The sequence below is a fragment of the Micromonospora rosaria genome, from assembly GCF_001567585.1.
GTDB lineage: Bacteria > Actinomycetota > Actinomycetes > Mycobacteriales > Micromonosporaceae > Micromonospora > Micromonospora rosaria.
The window spans coordinates 1-17,810 of the sequence record NZ_LRQV01000053.1 but is presented as its reverse complement, the minus strand read 5'-3'; the positions used below and the strand labels follow the sequence as shown (position 1 = coordinate 17,810).

16 protein-coding genes and 1 pseudogene are annotated in these 17,810 nt (G+C 72.1%); 9 read left to right on the top strand and 8 right to left on the bottom strand.

Annotated features, from left to right (window positions below; genetic code table 11):
- Positions 1 to 90 precede the first annotated feature (90 nt).
- The 4 genes from AWW66_RS15940 to AWW66_RS15925 all read right to left on the bottom strand — a co-directional run bounded on the left by AWW66_RS15940 (position 91) and on the right by AWW66_RS15925 (position 3,532).
- The gene (locus AWW66_RS15940) at positions 91 to 1,065 is read right to left on the bottom strand and encodes an amino acid ABC transporter permease (protein ID WP_067366453.1); all 975 of its coding nucleotides are present in this window, start codon (positions 1,063 to 1,065) and stop codon (positions 91 to 93) included.
- Positions 1,062 to 1,769 (bottom strand): amino acid ABC transporter permease, encoded by a 708-nt coding sequence (locus AWW66_RS15935; protein WP_067366450.1) that lies wholly within the window; start codon positions 1,767 to 1,769, stop codon positions 1,062 to 1,064. Before AWW66_RS15935 ends, AWW66_RS15940 begins: the two co-directional genes overlap by 4 nt.
- 42 nt (positions 1,770 to 1,811) lie before the next feature.
- The gene (locus AWW66_RS15930; RefSeq protein WP_067366514.1) at positions 1,812 to 2,693 is read right to left on the bottom strand and encodes a glutamate ABC transporter substrate-binding protein; all 882 of its coding nucleotides are present in this window, start codon (positions 2,691 to 2,693) and stop codon (positions 1,812 to 1,814) included.
- Positions 2,694 to 2,776: 83 nt separating this feature from the next.
- On the bottom strand, positions 2,777 to 3,532 hold the full coding sequence (locus tag AWW66_RS15925; protein WP_067366447.1) for an amino acid ABC transporter ATP-binding protein: 756 nt from the start codon (positions 3,530 to 3,532) through the stop codon (positions 2,777 to 2,779).
- A 197-nt stretch (positions 3,533 to 3,729) separates the two neighbouring features.
- Here AWW66_RS15925 and selD point away from each other — a divergent pair, with 197 nt between their 5' ends.
- Both selD and AWW66_RS15915 read left to right on the top strand, forming a co-directional pair.
- A complete protein-coding gene (gene selD, locus AWW66_RS15920; RefSeq protein ID WP_067366444.1) occupies positions 3,730 to 4,719 on the top strand; it encodes a selenide, water dikinase SelD in 990 nt (329 codons plus the stop codon).
- Between the two features lie 277 nt (positions 4,720 to 4,996).
- Positions 4,997 to 5,476, top strand: coding sequence for a hypothetical protein (locus tag AWW66_RS15915; RefSeq protein WP_067366441.1), 480 nt, complete (start codon positions 4,997 to 4,999; stop codon positions 5,474 to 5,476).
- An 89-nt stretch (positions 5,477 to 5,565) separates the two neighbouring features.
- On the opposite strand, the gene AWW66_RS15910 is transcribed toward AWW66_RS15915, so the two are convergent.
- The gene (locus tag AWW66_RS15910) at positions 5,566 to 5,811 is read right to left on the bottom strand and encodes a DUF2277 family protein (RefSeq protein ID WP_067366438.1); all 246 of its coding nucleotides are present in this window, start codon (positions 5,809 to 5,811) and stop codon (positions 5,566 to 5,568) included.
- Positions 5,812 to 5,985: 174 nt separating this feature from the next.
- Between AWW66_RS15910 and miaB the strand changes: the two genes are divergently transcribed.
- Complete coding sequence (miaB, locus tag AWW66_RS15905; RefSeq protein ID WP_083978528.1) at positions 5,986 to 7,464, top strand: tRNA (N6-isopentenyl adenosine(37)-C2)-methylthiotransferase MiaB; 1,479 nt, start codon at positions 5,986 to 5,988, stop codon at positions 7,462 to 7,464.
- A 50-nt stretch (positions 7,465 to 7,514) separates the two neighbouring features.
- Here the strand turns inward: miaB and AWW66_RS15900 are convergent, their stop codons facing one another.
- Complete coding sequence (locus AWW66_RS15900; protein ID WP_067366436.1) at positions 7,515 to 8,480, bottom strand: pectate lyase family protein; 966 nt, start codon at positions 8,478 to 8,480, stop codon at positions 7,515 to 7,517.
- A gap of 345 nt (positions 8,481 to 8,825) precedes the next feature.
- Positions 8,826 to 10,034 (bottom strand): DUF349 domain-containing protein, encoded by a 1,209-nt coding sequence (locus AWW66_RS15895; protein WP_067366432.1) that lies wholly within the window; start codon positions 10,032 to 10,034, stop codon positions 8,826 to 8,828.
- 247 nt (positions 10,035 to 10,281) lie between these two features.
- Here AWW66_RS15895 and AWW66_RS15890 point away from each other — a divergent pair, with 247 nt between their 5' ends.
- Genes AWW66_RS15890 through dapF form a run of 4 tightly spaced genes read left to right on the top strand, consistent with a single transcriptional unit; the run spans position 10,282 to position 13,299 of the window.
- Positions 10,282 to 10,731 carry a hypothetical protein gene (locus tag AWW66_RS15890; RefSeq protein ID WP_067366430.1) on the top strand — a complete coding sequence of 150 codons (450 nt, stop codon included), beginning with the start codon at positions 10,282 to 10,284 and terminating at the stop codon, positions 10,729 to 10,731.
- 45 nt (positions 10,732 to 10,776) lie between these two features.
- On the top strand, positions 10,777 to 11,511 hold the full coding sequence (locus AWW66_RS15885; RefSeq protein ID WP_067366427.1) for a class III extradiol ring-cleavage dioxygenase family protein: 735 nt from the start codon (positions 10,777 to 10,779) through the stop codon (positions 11,509 to 11,511).
- Positions 11,508 to 12,458 carry a tRNA (adenosine(37)-N6)-dimethylallyltransferase MiaA gene (gene miaA / locus AWW66_RS15880; RefSeq protein WP_157527497.1) on the top strand — a complete coding sequence of 317 codons (951 nt, stop codon included), beginning with the start codon at positions 11,508 to 11,510 and terminating at the stop codon, positions 12,456 to 12,458. The genes AWW66_RS15885 and miaA overlap by 4 nt, the downstream gene beginning before the upstream one ends.
- A 10-nt stretch (positions 12,459 to 12,468) precedes the next feature.
- Positions 12,469 to 13,299 carry a diaminopimelate epimerase gene (gene dapF / locus AWW66_RS15875; protein ID WP_067366423.1) on the top strand — a complete coding sequence of 277 codons (831 nt, stop codon included), beginning with the start codon at positions 12,469 to 12,471 and terminating at the stop codon, positions 13,297 to 13,299.
- A gap of 140 nt (positions 13,300 to 13,439) precedes the next feature.
- On the opposite strand, the gene AWW66_RS15870 is transcribed toward dapF, so the two are convergent.
- Positions 13,440 to 14,912 (bottom strand): NAD-dependent malic enzyme, encoded by a 1,473-nt coding sequence (locus AWW66_RS15870; protein ID WP_067366420.1) that lies wholly within the window; start codon positions 14,910 to 14,912, stop codon positions 13,440 to 13,442.
- Between the two features lie 297 nt (positions 14,913 to 15,209).
- Here AWW66_RS15870 and hflX point away from each other — a divergent pair, with 297 nt between their 5' ends.
- Together hflX and AWW66_RS15860 are read left to right on the top strand one after the other, a co-directional pair.
- On the top strand, positions 15,210 to 16,664 hold the full coding sequence (gene hflX / locus AWW66_RS15865) for a GTPase HflX (protein ID WP_067366417.1): 1,455 nt from the start codon (positions 15,210 to 15,212) through the stop codon (positions 16,662 to 16,664).
- A gap of 44 nt (positions 16,665 to 16,708) precedes the next feature.
- Positions 16,709 to 17,810, top strand: a pseudogene (locus AWW66_RS15860) (hypothetical protein); the annotation flags it as partial.

The window sequence follows — 17,810 nt, the reverse complement described above, 5'->3', positions numbered from 1 at the left end:
GACAGGGCCGCACCCGGTGGGGTGCGGCCCTGTCGATGGCCGGTCGTGAGCCGTGCCGTCAGGACGCTGTGGTGTCAGGACGTTGTGGCGTCAGGACGCGCCGGACTGGGCCGTGGACTGGGCGCCGAGCGCGGCGGCGATGGCGGGCGGCGGGGCCGCCGTCGGGGTGTCCGCGGTCTTGCGACCCCGGGCGAGGCGACCCTGGACGTACTGGGCCAGCTTCGACAGGGAGTAGTTGACCACGATGAACAGGACACCGATGACGATGTAGACCGGGATCGGGTTGTTGAGCACCCCGATGATCTGCTTGCCGATGTTCAGGGTCTCCTCGTAGCTGATGATGAAGCCCAGCGAGGTGTCCTTGAGCACCACCACGAGCTGGCTGATCAGCGCCGGGAGCATGATCCGGAAGGCCTGGGGGAGCAGGATCAGGCCGGTGGTCTGCAGCGGGGAGAGGCCGATCGCGGCGGCGGCCTCCCGCTGCCCGCCGGGCAGCCCCTCCATGCCGGAGCGGAGGATCTCGGCGATGACCACCGAGTTGTAGATGGTCAGACCGATGACCAGGTAGGTCAGCGTGCTCAGCGAGATGCCGAACTCGGGGAAGCCCCGGGCCACGAAGAAGATCGTGATGACCACCGGGAGTCCCCGGAACACCTCGACGCAGAACCGGGTCAGGGCCGCCAGGAACAGGCTCAGCCCGCGCAGCAGGTACGTCACGGGGGCGGCCATACCGGTGAACCGTCGGGCGGTGAGGCTCTTGAGCTGGATCCGCAGCACCGCCAGCAGGGTGCCGACCACCAGGGAGGAGGCGATCGCCAGGACCGCCGCCATCAGGGTGTTGCCGAACCCGATCCCGATCCGCTCCCAGACCAGGCTGAAGTTCTCGTTGGAGGGGTCGATCAGCGGACCCCACAGCTCCATGGAGAACTGGCCGTTCTCGTCCAGCGGCCGGTAGACGAAGAAGTACGCCCCGATGAGGACGGCGATCGTGGCGACGATGCTGCCGATCAGGGTGATCCGGCGCTGCCGGGGACCGGGGACGTCGTAGAGGACGCTCTGGCTCATCGGGCCACCGCCTGTCGCTTCTCGATGCGGTCGAGGAGGGCGCCGAGGGGCACCGTCATGATCAGGTACCCGATGGAGATACCAATGGCGACCGGTACGAAGGCGTGGCCCTCGGCCGAGGTGAGCTGGTCGGCGCTCTGCGAGAGGTCGCCGACCACCCCGAAGAAGCCGACCAGCGCCGAGTTCTTGATCATGGCGATGATGACCGAGCCGAGCGGTACCACCGAGGCCTTCCAGGACTGCGGCAGGACCACGTACCGCAGGTTCTGCGTGAAGGTGAGGCCGAGGGAACGGGCGGCCTCGGCCTGCCCGGCGGGGACGGCGTTCACCCCGGAGCGCAGCGCCTCGCAGACGAAGGCGGCGGTGTAGAGCACCAGCGCGATCAACGCGAAGCGGAAGTACGGCAGGTCGGTCCCGAGCCGGCTGAAGATCGCGTCCAGCCCGGGGATGCGGAGGAAGTCCGCGTTGGAACCGAGGGCCGGCAGACCGAAGGCGGCGAAGAACATCACCACGGTCAGCGGCAGGTTGCGGAACATGTTCACGTAGGCGGTGCCGACCGCCCGCAGGGGCGGCACCGGGGAGATTCGCAGTACCGCCACGATGGCGCCCAGGATCAGGGCGCCGATCGCGGCGAGTAGGCAGATCTGGAGGGTGAGCCAGAAACCACCCGCGAAGACGTCGAACTTGTCGATGAGCACACTCACGGGTCGGACTTCCTCCCCACCCTCCAGATCAACTGTTCAGACTCAGTAGCGGTTGACGGCGGGCGGGTCGCCCAGCTCGGCACCGAACTTGCCGGCGGTGTCGTCCCAGGCCTTCTTCCAGCTGCCGTCGGAGTACGCCTTCTCCAGCGTGTCGTTGACGAAGCTGCGGAAGTCGGTGTCCTCCTTCTTCACCCCGAGGCCGTAGGGCTCCTTGGTGAAGTTCTCGCCGGCCAGCTTGAAGGCGTCGTTGCCGTTGGCGATGTAGCCGAGCAGGATGACGTTGTCGGTGGTGACGGCGTCGACCTGGCCACCGTTGAGGGCGTCCCGGCACTTGTCGTAGGTGTCGAAGAGGACGAGCTGCGAGCCGACGTCCTGGACGTACTTCTTGATCTCCTCGGCCGGCGTGGAGCCGGTGACCGAGCAGACCTTCTTGGTGCCGTCCTTGAAGGAGTCCGGCCCGGTGATCGAGGTGTCGTCCTTCTTCACCATGATGTTCTGGCCGGCCTCGTAGTACGGCCCGGCGAACGCGATCCGCTCCTTGCGGGTGTCGTTGATCGTGTAGGTCGCCGCGACCAGGTCGACGGTGCCGTTGACGATCACGTCCTCGCGGACCTTCGAGGGGGCCTCGACCCACTCGATCTTGTCCTCGGGGATGCCCAGCTCCTTGGCGATGATCTTCGCGACCTCGACGTCGAAGCCCTCCGGCTCACCCGAGAGGCCCTTGAGGCCGAAGCCCGGCTGGTCGAACTTGGTGCCGATCTTGATGGCCTGGGCCTTGTTGAGCCGCTCCATCGTGCTGCCGGCCGGGAACGACTTGCTCTCGCCGCCGGTGCCCTCCCCGGCCTCGTCGTTGCCGCCACAGGCGGTCAGGCCGAAGGCCAGGGTGGCGGCTGCGGCGAGCGCCGCTACGCGCTTCATACGCATCTTCATTCTCCTTTTTCGACGGAGCCCCATCGATGAGGGCTTCGACGGAGCTCGCCGGGGGCGGCACGCTCCACAACAGACGCCTAGTGCGTCAGGATCTTCGACAGGAAGTCCTTGGCCCGCTCACTGCGCGGGTTGGCGAAGAACTCGGTCGGCGCCGCGTCCTCGACGAGCCGGCCGTCGGCCATGAAGATGACCCGGTTCGCCGCGTGCCGGGCGAAGCCCATCTCGTGCGTGACCACGACCATGGTCATGCCGTCGCGGGCGAGCGACGTCATCACGTCCAGCACCTCGCCGACCATCTCCGGGTCCAGCGCGCTGGTCGGCTCGTCGAAGAGCATCGCCTTGGGCTGCATGGCCAGCGCCCGGGCGATGGCGGCCCGCTGCTGCTGGCCGCCGGAGAGCTGGGCCGGGAACTTGTCGGCCTGGTTGGCGATGCCGACCCGGTCGAGCAGGGCCAGGCCACGCTCCCGGGCGGCGGCCGGCTTCTCCTTGCGGACCTTGACCGGCCCGAGGGTCACGTTCTCCAGGATGGTCTTGTGCGCGAAGAGGTTGAACGACTGGAAGACCATGCCGACCTCGCTGCGCAGCTTCGCCAGCGCCTTGCCCTCGGCGGGCAGCGGCCGGCCGTCGAAGGTGATCGTGCCCGAGTCGATCGGCTCCAGGCGGTTGATCGTCCGGCACAGCGTCGACTTGCCGGAGCCGGAGGGGCCGATCACCACCACCACCTCGCCCCGACCGACCGAGAGCGAGACGTCCTGCAGCACGTGCAGTGGCCCGAAGTGCTTGTTGACCTCGTCCAGCACGATGAGCGGTTCGCCCGTCGTCACGTCGTCCACCGTCCCTGTCGTCGCGGGAACCGGGGTCGGATGAACCCCCGGTTGCGGCAACTGTAGGCGGGGCGACGTAGCGGCATGCAAGCCAAATGGTCACGAGGGTGTAACACCCGTCCCGGACTGTGTCCGGAATCCGAATTCCGGCCCGCATCGGGCCGCTGTGGTGGCGATCGCCACGTTGGCCACGGGATCATCGGAGGATGACCGAACCGGTACGACTGACCAGGTACGCCCGGGGTGGTGGGTGTGCCTGCAAGATCCCGCCCGGCGAGCTGGAGGCCATGGTGGCCGGGCTCGCCCCCGCCAGCGGCACCGCCGAACTGTTGGTCGGGATCGACCACGGCGACGACGCCGCAGTGGTTCGCCTCGATGAGTGTACCGGACTGGTGAGCACCGCCGACTTCTTCACACCGGTGGTCGACGATCCGTACGACTGGGGGCGGATCGCGGCGGCCAACGCCCTCTCCGACGTCTACGCGATGGGCGGCACCCCGTTGGTCGCGCTCAACCTGCTCTGCTGGCCGCGTGACGTGCTGCCGCTGGACCTGGCCCGGGAGGTGCTGCGCGGCGGGCAGGACGTGGCCCGCCAGGCCAGCTGTCACCTGGCCGGCGGGCACAGCGTCGACGACGACGGCCCCAAGTACGGCCTGGCGGTGACCGGGGTGGTCCGCCCCGACGAGTTGATCACCCTGGACGCGGGGCGGGCGGGGCTGCCGCTGTCGTTGACCAAACCGCTCGGGGTGGGGGTGCTGAACACCCGGCACAAGGCGACCGGCGAGACGTTCCCCGAGGCGGTGGCCACGATGAGCGCCCTGAACCGGGACGCCGCGAGCGCGGCGGTCGCCGCCGGGATCCGCTGCGGCACCGACGTGACCGGCTTCGGCCTGCTCGGGCACGCCTCGAAGCTGGCGCGGGCCAGCCGGCTGACGGTCGCCATCGACACCGCCCGGGTGCCGTACCTGGCCGGGGCGCGGGAGGCGGTGCGGGACGGGTACGTCAGCGGGGGCAGCCGGCGCAACCTGGACTGGGTGACCCCGTGGACCGACGCCGGCCCGACCGGTGAGGCCGACCGGCTGCTGCTGGCCGACGCGCAGACCTCCGGCGGGCTCCTGGTCGCGGGGGAGGTGCCCGGGGCGACCGTGATCGGCGAACTGCTGCCCCGGGGCGAACACCTGGTGCTGCTGCGCTGAGCCTTGGCCGCTGGTCGGCCCCCTGGTGTCGCACCCCGCCCCGGCCCGCCCCGGGGCGGGTGCGGCGTCGGCTCGCCGGCCGTCCGGTCGCGCGTTCGGGGCACCGTACCCGATAAACTGTCATCTTCCCGCTACTTCCAGCAACGGGGACTCAGGAAAATTTGCCCGGAATGGTCACAGACCGGTAACTTGCCCCCGGCTGCGGTCATATGCCCCCCACCATCGTCAGTAAGGCCCGATCCGGAGGCCGGTGGGACGAGCACAGCGAGGAGGCGGCGTGACCGAGCTGTGGAACTGGAGAATCGACCGGGTGCCACCCGTGGAGGTGTACCCGGCACTGGCCGAGGCGCTCGGTCGGGTGGTGATGCCGCTGGCGGTGGCCGACCCGGCCCGCCTGCCCACGTACGCGGTGATCTGCGACGTCTGGGAGGCCCCGGGCGAATTCGGCACCATCGTGGACTGCTACGGCGTGCCCGACCGGCTGTCCGAAGAGGCGGGCATCGCGGCCCTGGCCCGGCTGCTGGGGCGCAACTGCCTGCTGCGCGACGACACCCTGGACGCCGGGCGGCACCTGCTCGTCGGGCCGGACGGCACCATCCGTCCGGTGCACTTCGACCTGACCGAGACCGACGACGGCGAGGAACTGAGCAACCAGCGGCTCTGCACCCTGGACAATCCGGGCTGCCGGGGCTGGTCCCGGTGCCACCGGTCGCGCTGGGCGCCCGACTCGGTCATCCCCGCCCTCGCCGCCGCCTGACCCCCCGGCCTGAACCCCGCCCGGCACGCGGGGCGCGCGGGGCGGGACGGCGCGGGCGGTGAGAAGGGTTCCCTTCTCTACCCCAGGCGTTAAGAGGGGGCCCTTCCTTCCCGGCGGGCGGGGGTGGCGCCGCCCTTGACGACCAGGTCGTCGAGGAGGGTGCGGGTGGCCGCCGCGACCGCGGCGACCGCCGCGTCGAAGGCGGCGGCGTTGTGGGCGGCGGGTGCCCGGAAACCGGAGATCTTCCGGACGTACTGCAACGCGGCGGCGTCGATGTCGGCCGGGGTCACCGCCGGCACGAACGGTTCACGCAGGGTCTTGATGCTGCGGCACATCGCCTTCTCCTCGCCTGGGCCCGGACCGGACCCGTCCACGGTGCCACGCTCCGGGCCGGGACGGGGGGCGAGACCCGCCGGGCGGGGCCCCGCCCCGGGGCGGGTGGTGGGACGCCACCGGGCCGCGTCGAGGGGCCGCTACCCTGGTACCCCGAGGAAAGGGGCGCTGCGAGGGTGGCGAAGACCTACAACGTCGTGACGTACGGCTGCCAGATGAACGTGCACGACTCCGAACGGATCTCCGGCCTGCTGGAGCGGGCCGGCTACGTGCGGGCCGACGCGGGTGACGACCACCCGGACGTGATGGTCTTCAACACCTGCGCGGTACGGGAGAACGCCGACAACCGGCTCTACGGCAACCTCGGCCACCTGCGCCCGGTGAAGTCCCGCAATCCGGGGATGCAGATCGCCGTCGGCGGCTGCCTGGCGCAGAAGGACCGGGGCGAGATCGTCCGTCGGGCGCCCTGGGTGGACGTGGTCTTCGGCACGCACAACATCGGCTCGCTGCCGGTGCTGCTGGAGCGGGCCCGGCACAACGCCGCCGCCGAGGTGGAGATCCTGGAGTCGCTGGACGTCTTCCCCTCCACCCTGCCGACCCGGCGCGAGTCGACCTACGCCGGCTGGGTGTCGATCTCGGTGGGCTGCAACAACACCTGCACCTTCTGCATCGTGCCGGCGCTGCGCGGAAAGGAGAAGGACCGTCGCCCCGGCGACATCCTCTCCGAGGTCCGCGCCCTGGTCGACGAGGGCGTGCTGGAGGTGACCCTGCTCGGGCAGAACGTCAACTCCTACGGCGTCGAGTTCGGCGACCGGTACGCCTTCGGCAAGCTGCTGCGGGCCTGCGGGGACGTCGACGGGCTGGAGCGGGTCCGGTTCACCAGCCCGCACCCGAAGGACTTCACCGACGACGTGATCGCCGCGATGGCCGAGACGCCGAACGTCTGCCACTCGCTGCACATGCCGTTGCAGTCCGGCTCGGACGACGTGCTGCGCGCGATGCGCCGGTCGTACCGGTCGGAGCGGTACCTCGGCATCATCGACAAGGTCCGGGCGGCGATGCCGGACGCGGCGATCACCACGGACATCATCGTCGGCTTCCCCGGCGAGACCGAGGCCGACTTCGCGCGGACCCTGGACGTGGTCCGCGCGGCCCGGTTCTCCTCGGCGTTCACCTTCCAGTACTCCAAGCGGCCCGGCACCCCGGCCGCCACCATGGACGGCCAACTGCCCAAGCAGGTGGTGCAGGAACGCTACGAGCGGCTGGTCGCCACGGTCGAGGAGATCACCTGGGCGGAGAACAAGAAGCTGGTGGGGGAGACCGTCGAGGTGCTGGTCGCCGTCGGCGAGGGGCGCAAGGACGAGCGCACCGGCCGGATGTCCGGCCGGGCCCGCGACGGGCGGCTGGTGCACTTCGACGCCGGCTCGTACCAGGGGCTGATCCGCCCCGGTGACATCGTGCACACCACCGTCACGTACGCCGCCCCGCACCACCTCAACGCCGACGGCGAGCCGGTCGCGCACCGGCGGACCCGGGCCGGGGACGCCGCCGAGGCGGGCCGCTCCCCGCGTACCCCCGGGGTGCTGCTCGGGTTGCCCACGGTCGGTGTGCCGGCCGTGGCGCCCGCGCCGACGACCGGCTGCGCCGCGCACTGACGTGAGGTCGGGGCCCGCCGCGTGGGCGGGCCCCGAGCCGGGTCCGGGGCTCAGACCGAGATCTTGCCGGCGCCGGCGCCGTTGGTCACGATCGACTTGACGTTGGCGGCCGGGTCCAACGGATAGCCGTACGGGATGCCGGCGACGCTGCCGCCGGCCTGCCCGGCGCCCGAGTTGACGAAGTGGTTGTTCCGGGCCACCAGGGTGCCCGGACCGGAGCTGCCCTCACCCAGGTGGTACGGGTCCCGCACGTTCTCGAAGTAGTTGCCCTCGACCAGGACGCCGCCACCCATGGTGGAGGCGACGCCGTACCCGCCGTTGCTGCGGTAGAAGTTGTTGAACACGTGCACCGGGTTGCCGAAGCGGACCCGGGGGTTGCGCTGGTTGCTGCCGTCGAAGTAGTTGTGGTGGTAGGTCACCCGCAGCTTGCCCTGGTCCTGGCCGGCGTTGCTGTCGCTGTGCCCGAGCAGCATGGTCTTGTCGTGGTTGTGCACGCGGTTCCAGGACACGGTGATGAAGTCCGAGCCCCGCTTGATGTCGACCGCGCCGTCGTACCCGGCGGTGAAGGTGTTGTGGTCGATCCAGAGGTTGGTGGCGTTCTGCTCGACGTTGATCGCGTCGTCGCCCCAGTTGCGGAAGGTGAGGTTCCGGATGATGACGTTGCGGTCGCCGTTGACGGTGAAGCCGCAGCCGGCGATGGTCGCCCCGGCGTTGCCGAGGATGGTCTTGTTGGACCGGACCCGCAGCATGCCGGAGCAGGTGATGGTGCCGGAGACCCGGATCACCGAGGCGCTGCTGGAGCCCAGCGCGCTGGTCAGCGCGGCGGCGGTGGTGACCGTGGTGGTGGGGGAGCTGCCGCCGCCGGTGGTGCCGCCGTTCTGGGTGGCCCAGCCGACCAGGTAGTTCGGGGCGGCGGAGGCCGGCGAGCTGATGACGGTGAGCGCCCCGACCACCAGCAGCGAGGCGGTGGCGGTGGCGGTGGTGGCGAGCAGGGTCCTACGCCAGGATGTGCGCACGGTGCTCTCCTTCTGCCGAAGAGGGGACAGCGAGGGTCGGCCGTCCCGCACGCCGTCGACGGGGTGGCGGCGCGCGGGGTTCGGCCGGGGACGGTCCGTCGTGCCCCTACCGGTGGACTGACTGGCTCGGGTGAGAAGCACCCCCGGGTCGGCGCTCCTCTCGGTGCGATGGCAAGCGCTTTCCCCGATGGAAACACAGATGAGTATCGATGTAAAGACTGGTTGTGAACGTTCTCATCCACGGCCTCGGGCGGCCCGACGTGGGTCGGCGCGCGGGGGTGGACGGCCGAGGACCCCCGTCCCGGGGCGGGACGGGGGTCCTGGTCGGTGTCGGGCCCGGCCGGGCTAGCTGGCCTGCTCGGCGAGCTGGAGGAACTGCCGCTTCGAGGCCAGCGCCTGCTCGGCCTCCTTGATCCGGCGGGCGTCCCCGGCGGCCTGGGCGCGGGTCAGCCGCTGCTCGGCCTCGGCGACCTGCTCACGCATCTGCGCCAGCAGCGGGTTGTCGGCCGGGGCGGTCCGGCGCCAGGCGGAGTCCATCACCTCGCGGACCTTGTCGTCGATCGCCCGCATCCGGCGCTCCAGCCCGGCGGCGGCGTCCCGGGGCACCCGGCCCGCCTCGTGCCACTGGGCCTGGATGTCGCGCAGCCGGACCTGGGCGCCCTTCGGGTCCCCGTCGATGTCGAGCGCCTCCGCCTCGGCCAGCAGGGCCTGCTTGCGCTCCAGGTTGGCCCGCTGCTCGTTGTCACGGGCCGAGAAGACCTCGCTGCGCCGGGTGAAGAAGTCGTCCTGGGCGGCCCGGAACCGTTCCCAGAGCTTCTGCTCGGCCTCCTTGGACGCCCGGGGCGCGGCCTTCCACTGGGCCATCAGCTCCTTGAGCTGGTTGGCGGTGGCCGCCCACTCGCTGGAGTCCTTCAGCTTCTCCGCCTCGGCGACCAGCTCCTCCTTGACCGACTGGGCCTGCTTGCGCTGGGCGTCCAGGGAGGCGAAGTGGGCGCCCCGGCGCCGGGTGAAGCCGTCCCGGGCGGCGGCGAACCGCTTCCACAGCTCACCGTCGGCCTTCTTGTCGACGCCCCGGATGGTCTTCCACTCGTCGAGGATCTCCTTGAGCCGGTCCCCGGCGGACTTCCAGCCGGTCGCCTCGGCGGCCAGCCGCTCCGCCTCCTCGACCAGGGTCGTCTTGCGGGCGAGCGCCTCGGCGCGGGCCGCGTCCTTGGCCGCCCGGGCCTCCCCGGCCTTCTCCTCGGCGAGGGTGGCGAGCTTGTCCAGCCGGCTGGCCAGCGCGTCGATGTCGCCCACGACGTGCGCCTCCGCCAGCGAGGCGCGGATGCGGCGGATCGTCGCCAGGGAATGACCCGCGTCGGCGGCCCCTGAGGAGAGCCGGGCCTCGGTCAGGTCCACCTCGGTCACCAGGTCGGCGAAGCGGCGCGCGAAGTGGGCCAGCCCCTCCTCCGGTGCCCCCGCCTGCCAGGAACCGACCACCCGCTCGCCGTCGGCGGTCTTGACGTAAACGGTGCCGTCCGCGTCCACCCGTCCGAAGGCAGTCCAGTCGCTCATGTGCCCATCCTCGTTCTCCCGGCGTCGACAGGTCGGACCCGCGATCGCCGCCACGGCGCAGCAAGTTACTCCCGGCATTGTCACAGGTCTCACCGGGTCCGCGTCGAGCGCCTATCGCCGACCGTGACCATACGGTGTCCTACTCCCCGGTGGGGACCCGCACGTCGGCCGGTTCGGCGTTCCCGTCTTCTTTACCGTACGATGTACGACAAGCTGCCCCCGTCGGGGGCCGGAAGGAGCCCGCCCGATGTCCCAGACCCCGTCCCGGACCGTCCCACCGGCCGACGCCGGGTACGTCCCCAGCGCCGAGGAGTTGGCCGCCCTCGACGACTGGTTCCGCCGGTACGACGCCCTCGCCGCGGCGGGCGACGTCGCCGGCACCGCCGACCTGGCGCTGTTCCCCCTCAACACGGTCACCGACGACGCCGCCGGGGAGGCCTCGGCCCAGCAACTCGACCGGGCGGCGTACCTGGAGATGATGGGTGGGGTCCTCGGCGGCGCGGGGGAGGTGACGATGGAGTCCCGGCGCACCCCGCACTTCCTCACCGCCAGCCTGGCCGTGGTGTTCACCGACGCCGAGTTCACCGTGGACGGCCACCGGCAGCGGGTCCGCTACGCCGACGTGCTGGTCAAGGTGGGCGGGCAGTGGCGGTTCCAGACCATGGTGCAGGGCGGCTGGGGCGACCACGCCGGCTGACCGGGTCAGCGGGAAGCCCCACCACCCGGCCGCTACGGTTGCCTGGTGTCCCTGGTCGCCGCCGCCGTCTGCCCCCACCCGCCACTGCTCGTACCCGACCTCGCCGGCGCCGCCGCGCCGGAGCTGGACGATCTCCGGGCCGCCTGCGACGCGGCCGTCGCCGGCCTGCTGGCCGCCGGGCCGGAGCTGATCCTGCTGGTCGGCGGCGGTCCGGAGAGCACCGCCTTCCGGACCGCCGACTACGGGTCGCTGCGCCCGTACGGGCTCGACCGGGCGGTCCGACTGTGGAAGGTCAACTGCGCCGGCGGCGAGCGGCTGCCGTTGAGCCTGACCATCGGCGCCTGGCTGCTCGGGCGCTCCGGCACCGACCTGCCCCGGTTCGCCGAGGCGGTCGCCGTCGACGCCACCACCACCGCCTGCGCCACCCTCGGCGCGGACCTGGTCCGGCGGACCGAGCACCCGTTCGCCCTGCTGGTGCTCGGGGACGGGTCGGCCTGCCGGGGCACGGCGGCGCCCGGCTACGACGACCCGCGCGCCGAGGCGTACGACGACGGGGTGGCCGCGGCCCTGGCCGCCGCGGACACCGACGCCCTGCTCGACCTGGACCCGGACCGGTCGGCGGAGCTGAGAGCCGCCGGCCGGGCACCCTGGCAGGTCCTCGCCGGGGCGGCCCGCGCGGCCGGCGGCACCTGGCAGGGCGAGCTGACCCACTACACCGTGCCCTACGGCGTGGCCTACTTCGTGGCCTCCTGGCGGCGGCCGGCGGGCGGGCCGGCGTGAGCGCGGCGGCCGGCCCGCCCGTCGACCCGGCGGGCGGTGGGGCCGGGACGGTCGTGGCGGTGGTCGGGCCGACCGCCGCCGGGAAGTCCGCGCTCAGCATCCCGCTGGCGCACGCCCTCGGCGGGGAGGTGGTCAACGCCGACTCGATGCAGCTCTACCGGGGCATGGACGTCGGCACCGCCAAGCTCACCCCGGCCGAACGCGACGGCGTGCCGCACCACCTGCTGGACATCTGGGACGTCACCGAGCCGGCCAGTGTCGCCGAGTACCAGCGGCTGGCCCGCGCGGCGATCGACGACATCCTCGCCCGGGGGCGGGTGCCGCTGCTGGTCGGCGGCTCCGGCCTGTACGTGCGGGCGGTGCTGGAACGCTTCGAGTTCCCCGGCACCGACCCGGCGCTGCGCGACCGCCTCGAACGGGAACTCGCCGCCGTCGGCCCCGCCCCGCTGTACGCGCGGCTGCGCGCGGCCGACCCGGCCGCGGCGGCGGGCATCCTGCCCGGCAACGGCCGGCGGATCGTCCGGGCCCTGGAGGTGATCGAGCTGACCGGGGCGCCGTTCACCGCCGCGCTGCCCGAACCCACCCCGTACTACCCGTCCGTGCAGCTCGGCGTGGACCTGGACACCGCCGTGCTGGACGAGCGGATCGCGGTACGGGTGGACCGGATGTGGGCCGACGGCCTCGTCGCCGAGGTCCGCGAGCTGGTCGGCCGGGGCCTGCGGCAGGGGCGGACCGCCAGCCGGGCCCTCGGGTACCAGCAGGTGCTGCGCCTGCTCGACGGCGAGTGGACCGAGGCGCAGGCGCGCGACGAGACGGTCCGGGCCACCCGCCGCTTCGTCCGCCGGCAGCGCTCCTGGTTCCGCCGCGACCCGCGCGTGCACTGGCTGGACTCGGCCGCGCCGGACCTGGTCGAGGCCGCCCTGCGGCTGGTGCGTCCCGCTGGGTGATGATGGGGGCGTGGAGTTCACCAAGGGGCACGGCACCGGCAACGACTTCGTCATCCTTCCCGACCCGGACGGCACCCTCGACCTGACCCCCGAGCGGGTCGCCGCGCTCTGCGACCGGCGGCGTGGCCTCGGCGCGGACGGCGTGCTGCGGGTGGTCCGGGCGGCCAAGCACCCCGAGGGGGCCGGGCAGGCCGGCGAGGCCGAGTGGTTCATGGACTACTGGAACGCTGACGGCTCCTTCGCCGAGATGTGCGGCAACGGGGCACGGGTCTTCGTCCGGTACCTGCTCGACACCGGGCTGGCCACCCCGGCGGGCCGGGCGTTGCCGGTGGCGACCCGGGCCGGCGTCGTGCGCGCGCTCGTCGTGGGCGACGAGATCTCCGTCGAGATGCGCCGCCCCCGGGTGTACGACACCTCGGCCGCCAGCCTCGGCGGGCTCACCCTGCCCGGCGCGGCGGTGGACGTCGGCAACCCGCACCTGGTGTGCGCCCTGCCGGCGGGGCTGGAGCTGCCGGCGCTGGACCTCACCCGGGCGCCCGGGTTCGACCCGGCGGTCTTCCCGGCCGGGGTGAACGTCGAGTTCACCGCCCCGGCGGAGCCGGTCGACGGCACCGACGCCCACGTGCTGATGCGGGTCTACGAGCGCGGCTCCGCCGAGACCCTCTCCTGCGGTACGGGCGCCTGCGCGGTCGGCGCGGTGGCCCTGCGCGACGCCGGCCTGGACACCGGCAGCGTCGCGGTCGACGTCCCCGGAGGCCGCCTCACCGTACGGCTCACCGAGGACTCCTGCTGGCTCACCGGCCCGGCCACCCTCGTCGCCACCGGCACCCTCCACCCCTGACCCCCTCTCCCCGCCCCTCTTCCCTCCGCGATCTTGCAGTTGCGGCCCGTGTTCCGGGCTGTTCGCCCGCTTTGTCGGGGCGGCAACTGCAAGATCGCCGAGAAACGGGCGGGGGAGGGGACGGGGTGGGGCGCGGGGGGTCAGGGGGTGGCGGAGGCGGTGGCGGCGATCTCGGGGAGGTCGGCGGGGCCGGGGTCGGCGGCGGGGGCGGGGGTGGCGGCCGGGTTCTGCGCGGCGGCGCGGACGGCGGCGGCGACCGCCGGGGCGACCCGGGAGTCGAAGACGCTCGGCACGATCACCGTCGGGTTGATCTTCTCCTCGCCGACCACGTCCGCGATGGCCCGGGCGGCGGCGATCGCCATCTCCTCGGTGAACTCCTCGGCGTGGGCGTCCAGCATGCCCCGGAACACGCCGGGGAAGGCCAGCACGTTGTTGATCTGGTTCGGCTGGTCCGAGCGGCCGGTGGCGACCACCGCGGCGTGCTTGCGCGCCTCCCGGGGGTCCACCTCCGGGTCCGGGTTGGCCAGCGCGAAGACGATCGCGCTCTTGGCCATGGTGGCGATGTCGTCGCCGGTGAGCAGGTTCGGCGCGCTGACCCCGATGAAGACGTCCGCGCCCCGGACCGCCCCGGCCAGGTCACCGGAGTAGTTGTCCCGGTTGGTGTTCTCGGCCAGCCACTGCCAGGCCGGGTTAAGCCCGGTCAGACCACGGTGCAGGGCGCCCTGCCGGTCGTAGGCGATGATGTCGCCCACGCCCTGGCGCAGCAGCAGCTTCATGATCGCGGTGCCCGCCGCGCCGGCACCGGAGACCACCACCCGGACGTCGGCGAGCTGCTTGCCGACCACGCGCAGCGCGTTGGTCAGCGCGGCCAGCACCACGATGGCGGTGCCGTGCTGGTCGTCGTGGAAGACCGGGATGTCCAGCGCGTCACGCAGCCGGGCCTCGATCTCGAAGCAGCGCGGCGCGGCGATGTCCTCCAGGTTGATCCCGCCGTACGCGGGGGCGATCGCCTTGACGATCTGCACGATCTCGTCGGTGTCCTGGGTGTCCAGCACCACCGGCCAGGCGTCCACCCCGCCGAAGCGCTTGAACAGCGCCGCCTTGCCCTCCATCACCGGCAGCGAGGCGGCCGGGCCGAGGTTGCCCAGGCCGAGCACGGCCGAGCCGTCGCTGACCACGGCGACCGTGTTGCGCTTGATGGTCAGCCGGCGGGCGTCGGCCGGGTTCTCCGCGATCGCCTGGCAGACCCGCGCCACGCCCGGGGTGTACGCCCGGGACAGCTCGTCGCGGGTGCGCAGCGAGACCTTGGAGCTGACCTCGATCTTGCCGCCGAGGTGCAGCAGGAAGGTGCGGTCGGAGACCTTGCGCACGTCCACGCCGTCCAGCGCGCTCAGCGCCTGGACCACCTGGTCGGCGTGGTGGGCGTCGGCGGTGTCGCAGGTCAGGTCGACGATCACGTTGGTCGGGTCGGAGTCGACCACGTCCAGGGCGGTGACGATCGCGCCGGACTCGCCGACACAGGTGGTCAGCCGGCCGATCGAGGAGGCGTCCGCAGGCACCGCGATCCGGATCGTGATCGAGAATCCGGCACTCGGAAGTCGGGTGATGGCCACGGAAAAATCCCCTCCGTCAACGCTGGCGGCCGGTCAGATGTCGCCCCGCCTTTCTACTCGCCCGCCGAGGTCGTCCGGCATTCACCCCCTGGTTGGCCGGCCGAGACCGGCGTGCACCCCCCTGGCTGGCCGGCCGAGACCGGCGTGCACCCTCCTGGTTCACCGGTCGGAGGCGGGCATATAGCACGTGCGTGCGGCGTTGCTCCATGACAGGATTACCGGTAGCTGACAGATTCTGTGCGGTCAGCTACCTATCGGACACACGTGACATTGTCGGACAACAGGCGGGAGAGCGGTTTGCGAGACCAGGAGACCTTCGTCTCAGTCGAGGGCGAGGAACTCGACGCCACCACCGGTGAGCTGGAGCTGTCGGAGCGCCAGGCCCTGCGTCGCGTTCCCGGCCTCTCCACCGAGCTCACCGACGTCACCGAGGTCGAGTACCGGCAGCTGCGACTGGAGCGGGTCGTCCTGGTCGGCGTCTGGACCGAGGGTACGGTCGCCGACGCGGAGAACTCGCTCACCGAGCTCGCCGCGCTGGCCGAGACCGCCGGATCGCAGGTCCTGGAGGGGCTCATCCAGCGCCGTACCCGGCCCGACCCGGCGACGTACATCGGTCGCGGCAAGGTCGAGGACCTCGGCGCGGTGGTCCGCTCCTCCGGTGCCGACACGGTGATCTGCGACGGTGAGCTTTCCCCGTCCCAGCTGCGCAACCTGGAGCAGCGGATCAAGGTCAAGGTGATCGACCGGACGGCGCTGATCCTCGACATCTTTGCCCAGCACGCCAAGAGCAAGGAGGGCAAGGCGCAGGTCGAGCTGGCCCAGCTCGAGTACCTGCTGCCCCGGCTGCGCGGCTGGGGCGAGGCCCTCTCCCGGCAGGCCGGTGGCTCCGGCGGCGGGGGCGGGGCCGGCGGCGGCGTGGGCCTGCGTGGTCCCGGTGAGACCAAGCTGGAGACCGACCGGCGGCGCATCCGCCACCGGATCGCCCGGCTGCGCCGCGAGATCAAGAGCATGAAGACGGTACGCCAGACCAAGCGGGCCCGGCGGGCGCGCAACGTGGTGCCGGCGGTGGCCATCGCCGGGTACACCAACGCGGGCAAGTCCAGCCTGCTCAACCGGCTCACCGGGGCGGGCGTGCTGGTGGAGAACGCGCTCTTCGCCACCCTCGACCCGACCACCCGGCGGGCCACCACCGCCGACGGGCGGCAGTACACCCTCTCCGACACCGTCGGGTTCGTCCGGCACCTGCCGCACCAGATCGTCGAGGCGTTCCGCTCGACGCTGGAGGAGGTCGCCGACGCCGACCTGCTGGTGCACGTCGTCGACGGCGCCCACCCCGACCCGGAGGAGCAGGTCCGGGCGGTCCGGGAGGTGCTCGTCGAGGCGGGCGCGGAGCGGCTGCCCGAGCTGCTGGTGGTCAACAAGGTCGACGCCGCCGACGAGGAGACGCTGCTGCGGCTCAAGCGGCTCTGGCCGGACGCCGTCTTCGTCTCCGCCCACACCGGGCGCGGCATCGACGAGCTGCGGGCGGTGGTGGAGAGCCGGCTGCCGACCCCGGCGGTCGAGGTCCGGGCCGTGCTGCCGTACGACCGGGGGGACCTGGTCGCCCGGGTGCACCAGTACGGTGAGGTGCTGAGCACCGAGCACCTGCCCGAGGGCACGGTGCTGCACGTCCGGGTGGACGAGGGGCTCGCCGCCGAACTGGCGCCGTTCGACGAGGACCGGACGGACCGGGTGGTGACCGCCCACCGCTGACCGGCGTCGACCAACCGGTAACAGAGACATGCGACACTGACGTCATGCGCCGCGTCGTCTCCTTGTTCACGGTTGCCGTCGCCCTGTTCGGGGCCACCGTGGCGTTTCCCGGCGCGGCCACGGCCGCGCCGGCTCCGCAGACCGAGGCGGAGCCGGGCAAGAAGCGGTGCACGGTCTCGGACGAGCGCCTGCGGGAGCTCTCCGGCCTGGTGGCCACCGAGAACGGCTACATCGTCGTCAACGACAGCTCCGACGTCGAGGAGCGCAAGCGCGTCTTCTACCTCGACAGCCGGTGCCGGGTCACCAAGGCGGTGCAGTACACCCAGCAGGGGCCGTTCGACACCGAGGACCTGGCGCTCTCGCCGGACGGCAGGACGCTCTGGATCGCCGACATCGGTGACAACATCACCAGCAGCGAACGCCGGCAGCGGGTCGCGGTGTGGACCATGCCGGTCGACGGTTCCGAGCGCCCGGTGCTGCACCGCCTGTCGTACCCGGAGCGCAAGCCGCACGACGCGGAGGCGCTGCTGATCGGCCCGGACAACCTGCCGTTGGTGATCACCAAGGAGCTCAACGGCAAGTCGCAGATCTTCACCCCCACCGGGCCGCTGAAGTCCGGTGACACCGACCCGGTGCCGATGAAGAAGGTCGGCGACGTCACCCTCCCGAAGACCACCACCGACAACCGGCTGGGCGCCCCCGGGCGGCTGGCCGTCACCGGTGCGGCCCGGTCGCCGGACGGCACCCGGGTGGTGCTGCGCACCTACGCGGACGCCTTCGAGTACGACGTCACCGACGGCGACGTGCTCGGCGCCCTGACCACGGGCACGCCCCGGGTGACGCCGCTGGCCGACCCCTTCGGCGAGGCGATCGCGTACACGCCGGACGGCAAGACCTTCGTCACCGTCTCCGACGGCGGCCAGCTGGAGGACTCGGATCCGATCGACATCCTCGCGTACACCCCGTCGCAGAAGACCGCGGCGGAGCTCGCCGCCGGGCCCGAGCCGCCACCGGCCAAGGAACAGTCCTTCCTCTCCGGCCTCTCCCTGGACGACATCACGTACCTGATCGCGGCGATCGGGATTCTCGGCGCGCTGCTGGTCGGCGCCGGCATCGTGGGGATCCTGCGCTCCCGCCGCCGTCCGC

Coding starts and splice junctions, on each gene's coding strand:
- AWW66_RS15940 (WP_067366453.1), bottom strand. CDS start 1,065: ATGAGCCAGAGCGTCCTCTACGACGTCCCCGGTCCCCGGCAGCGCCGG.
- AWW66_RS15930 (WP_067366514.1), bottom strand. CDS start 2,693: ATGCGTATGAAGCGCGTAGCGGCGCTCGCCGCAGCCGCCACCCTGGCC.
- selD (WP_067366444.1), top strand. CDS start 3,730: ATGACCGAACCGGTACGACTGACCAGGTACGCCCGGGGTGGTGGGTGT.
- AWW66_RS15910 (WP_067366438.1), bottom strand. CDS start 5,811: ATGTGCCGCAGCATCAAGACCCTGCGTGAACCGTTCGTGCCGGCGGTG.
- AWW66_RS15895 (WP_067366432.1), bottom strand. CDS start 10,034: ATGAGCGACTGGACTGCCTTCGGACGGGTGGACGCGGACGGCACCGTT.
- AWW66_RS15890 (WP_067366430.1), top strand. CDS start 10,282: ATGTCCCAGACCCCGTCCCGGACCGTCCCACCGGCCGACGCCGGGTAC.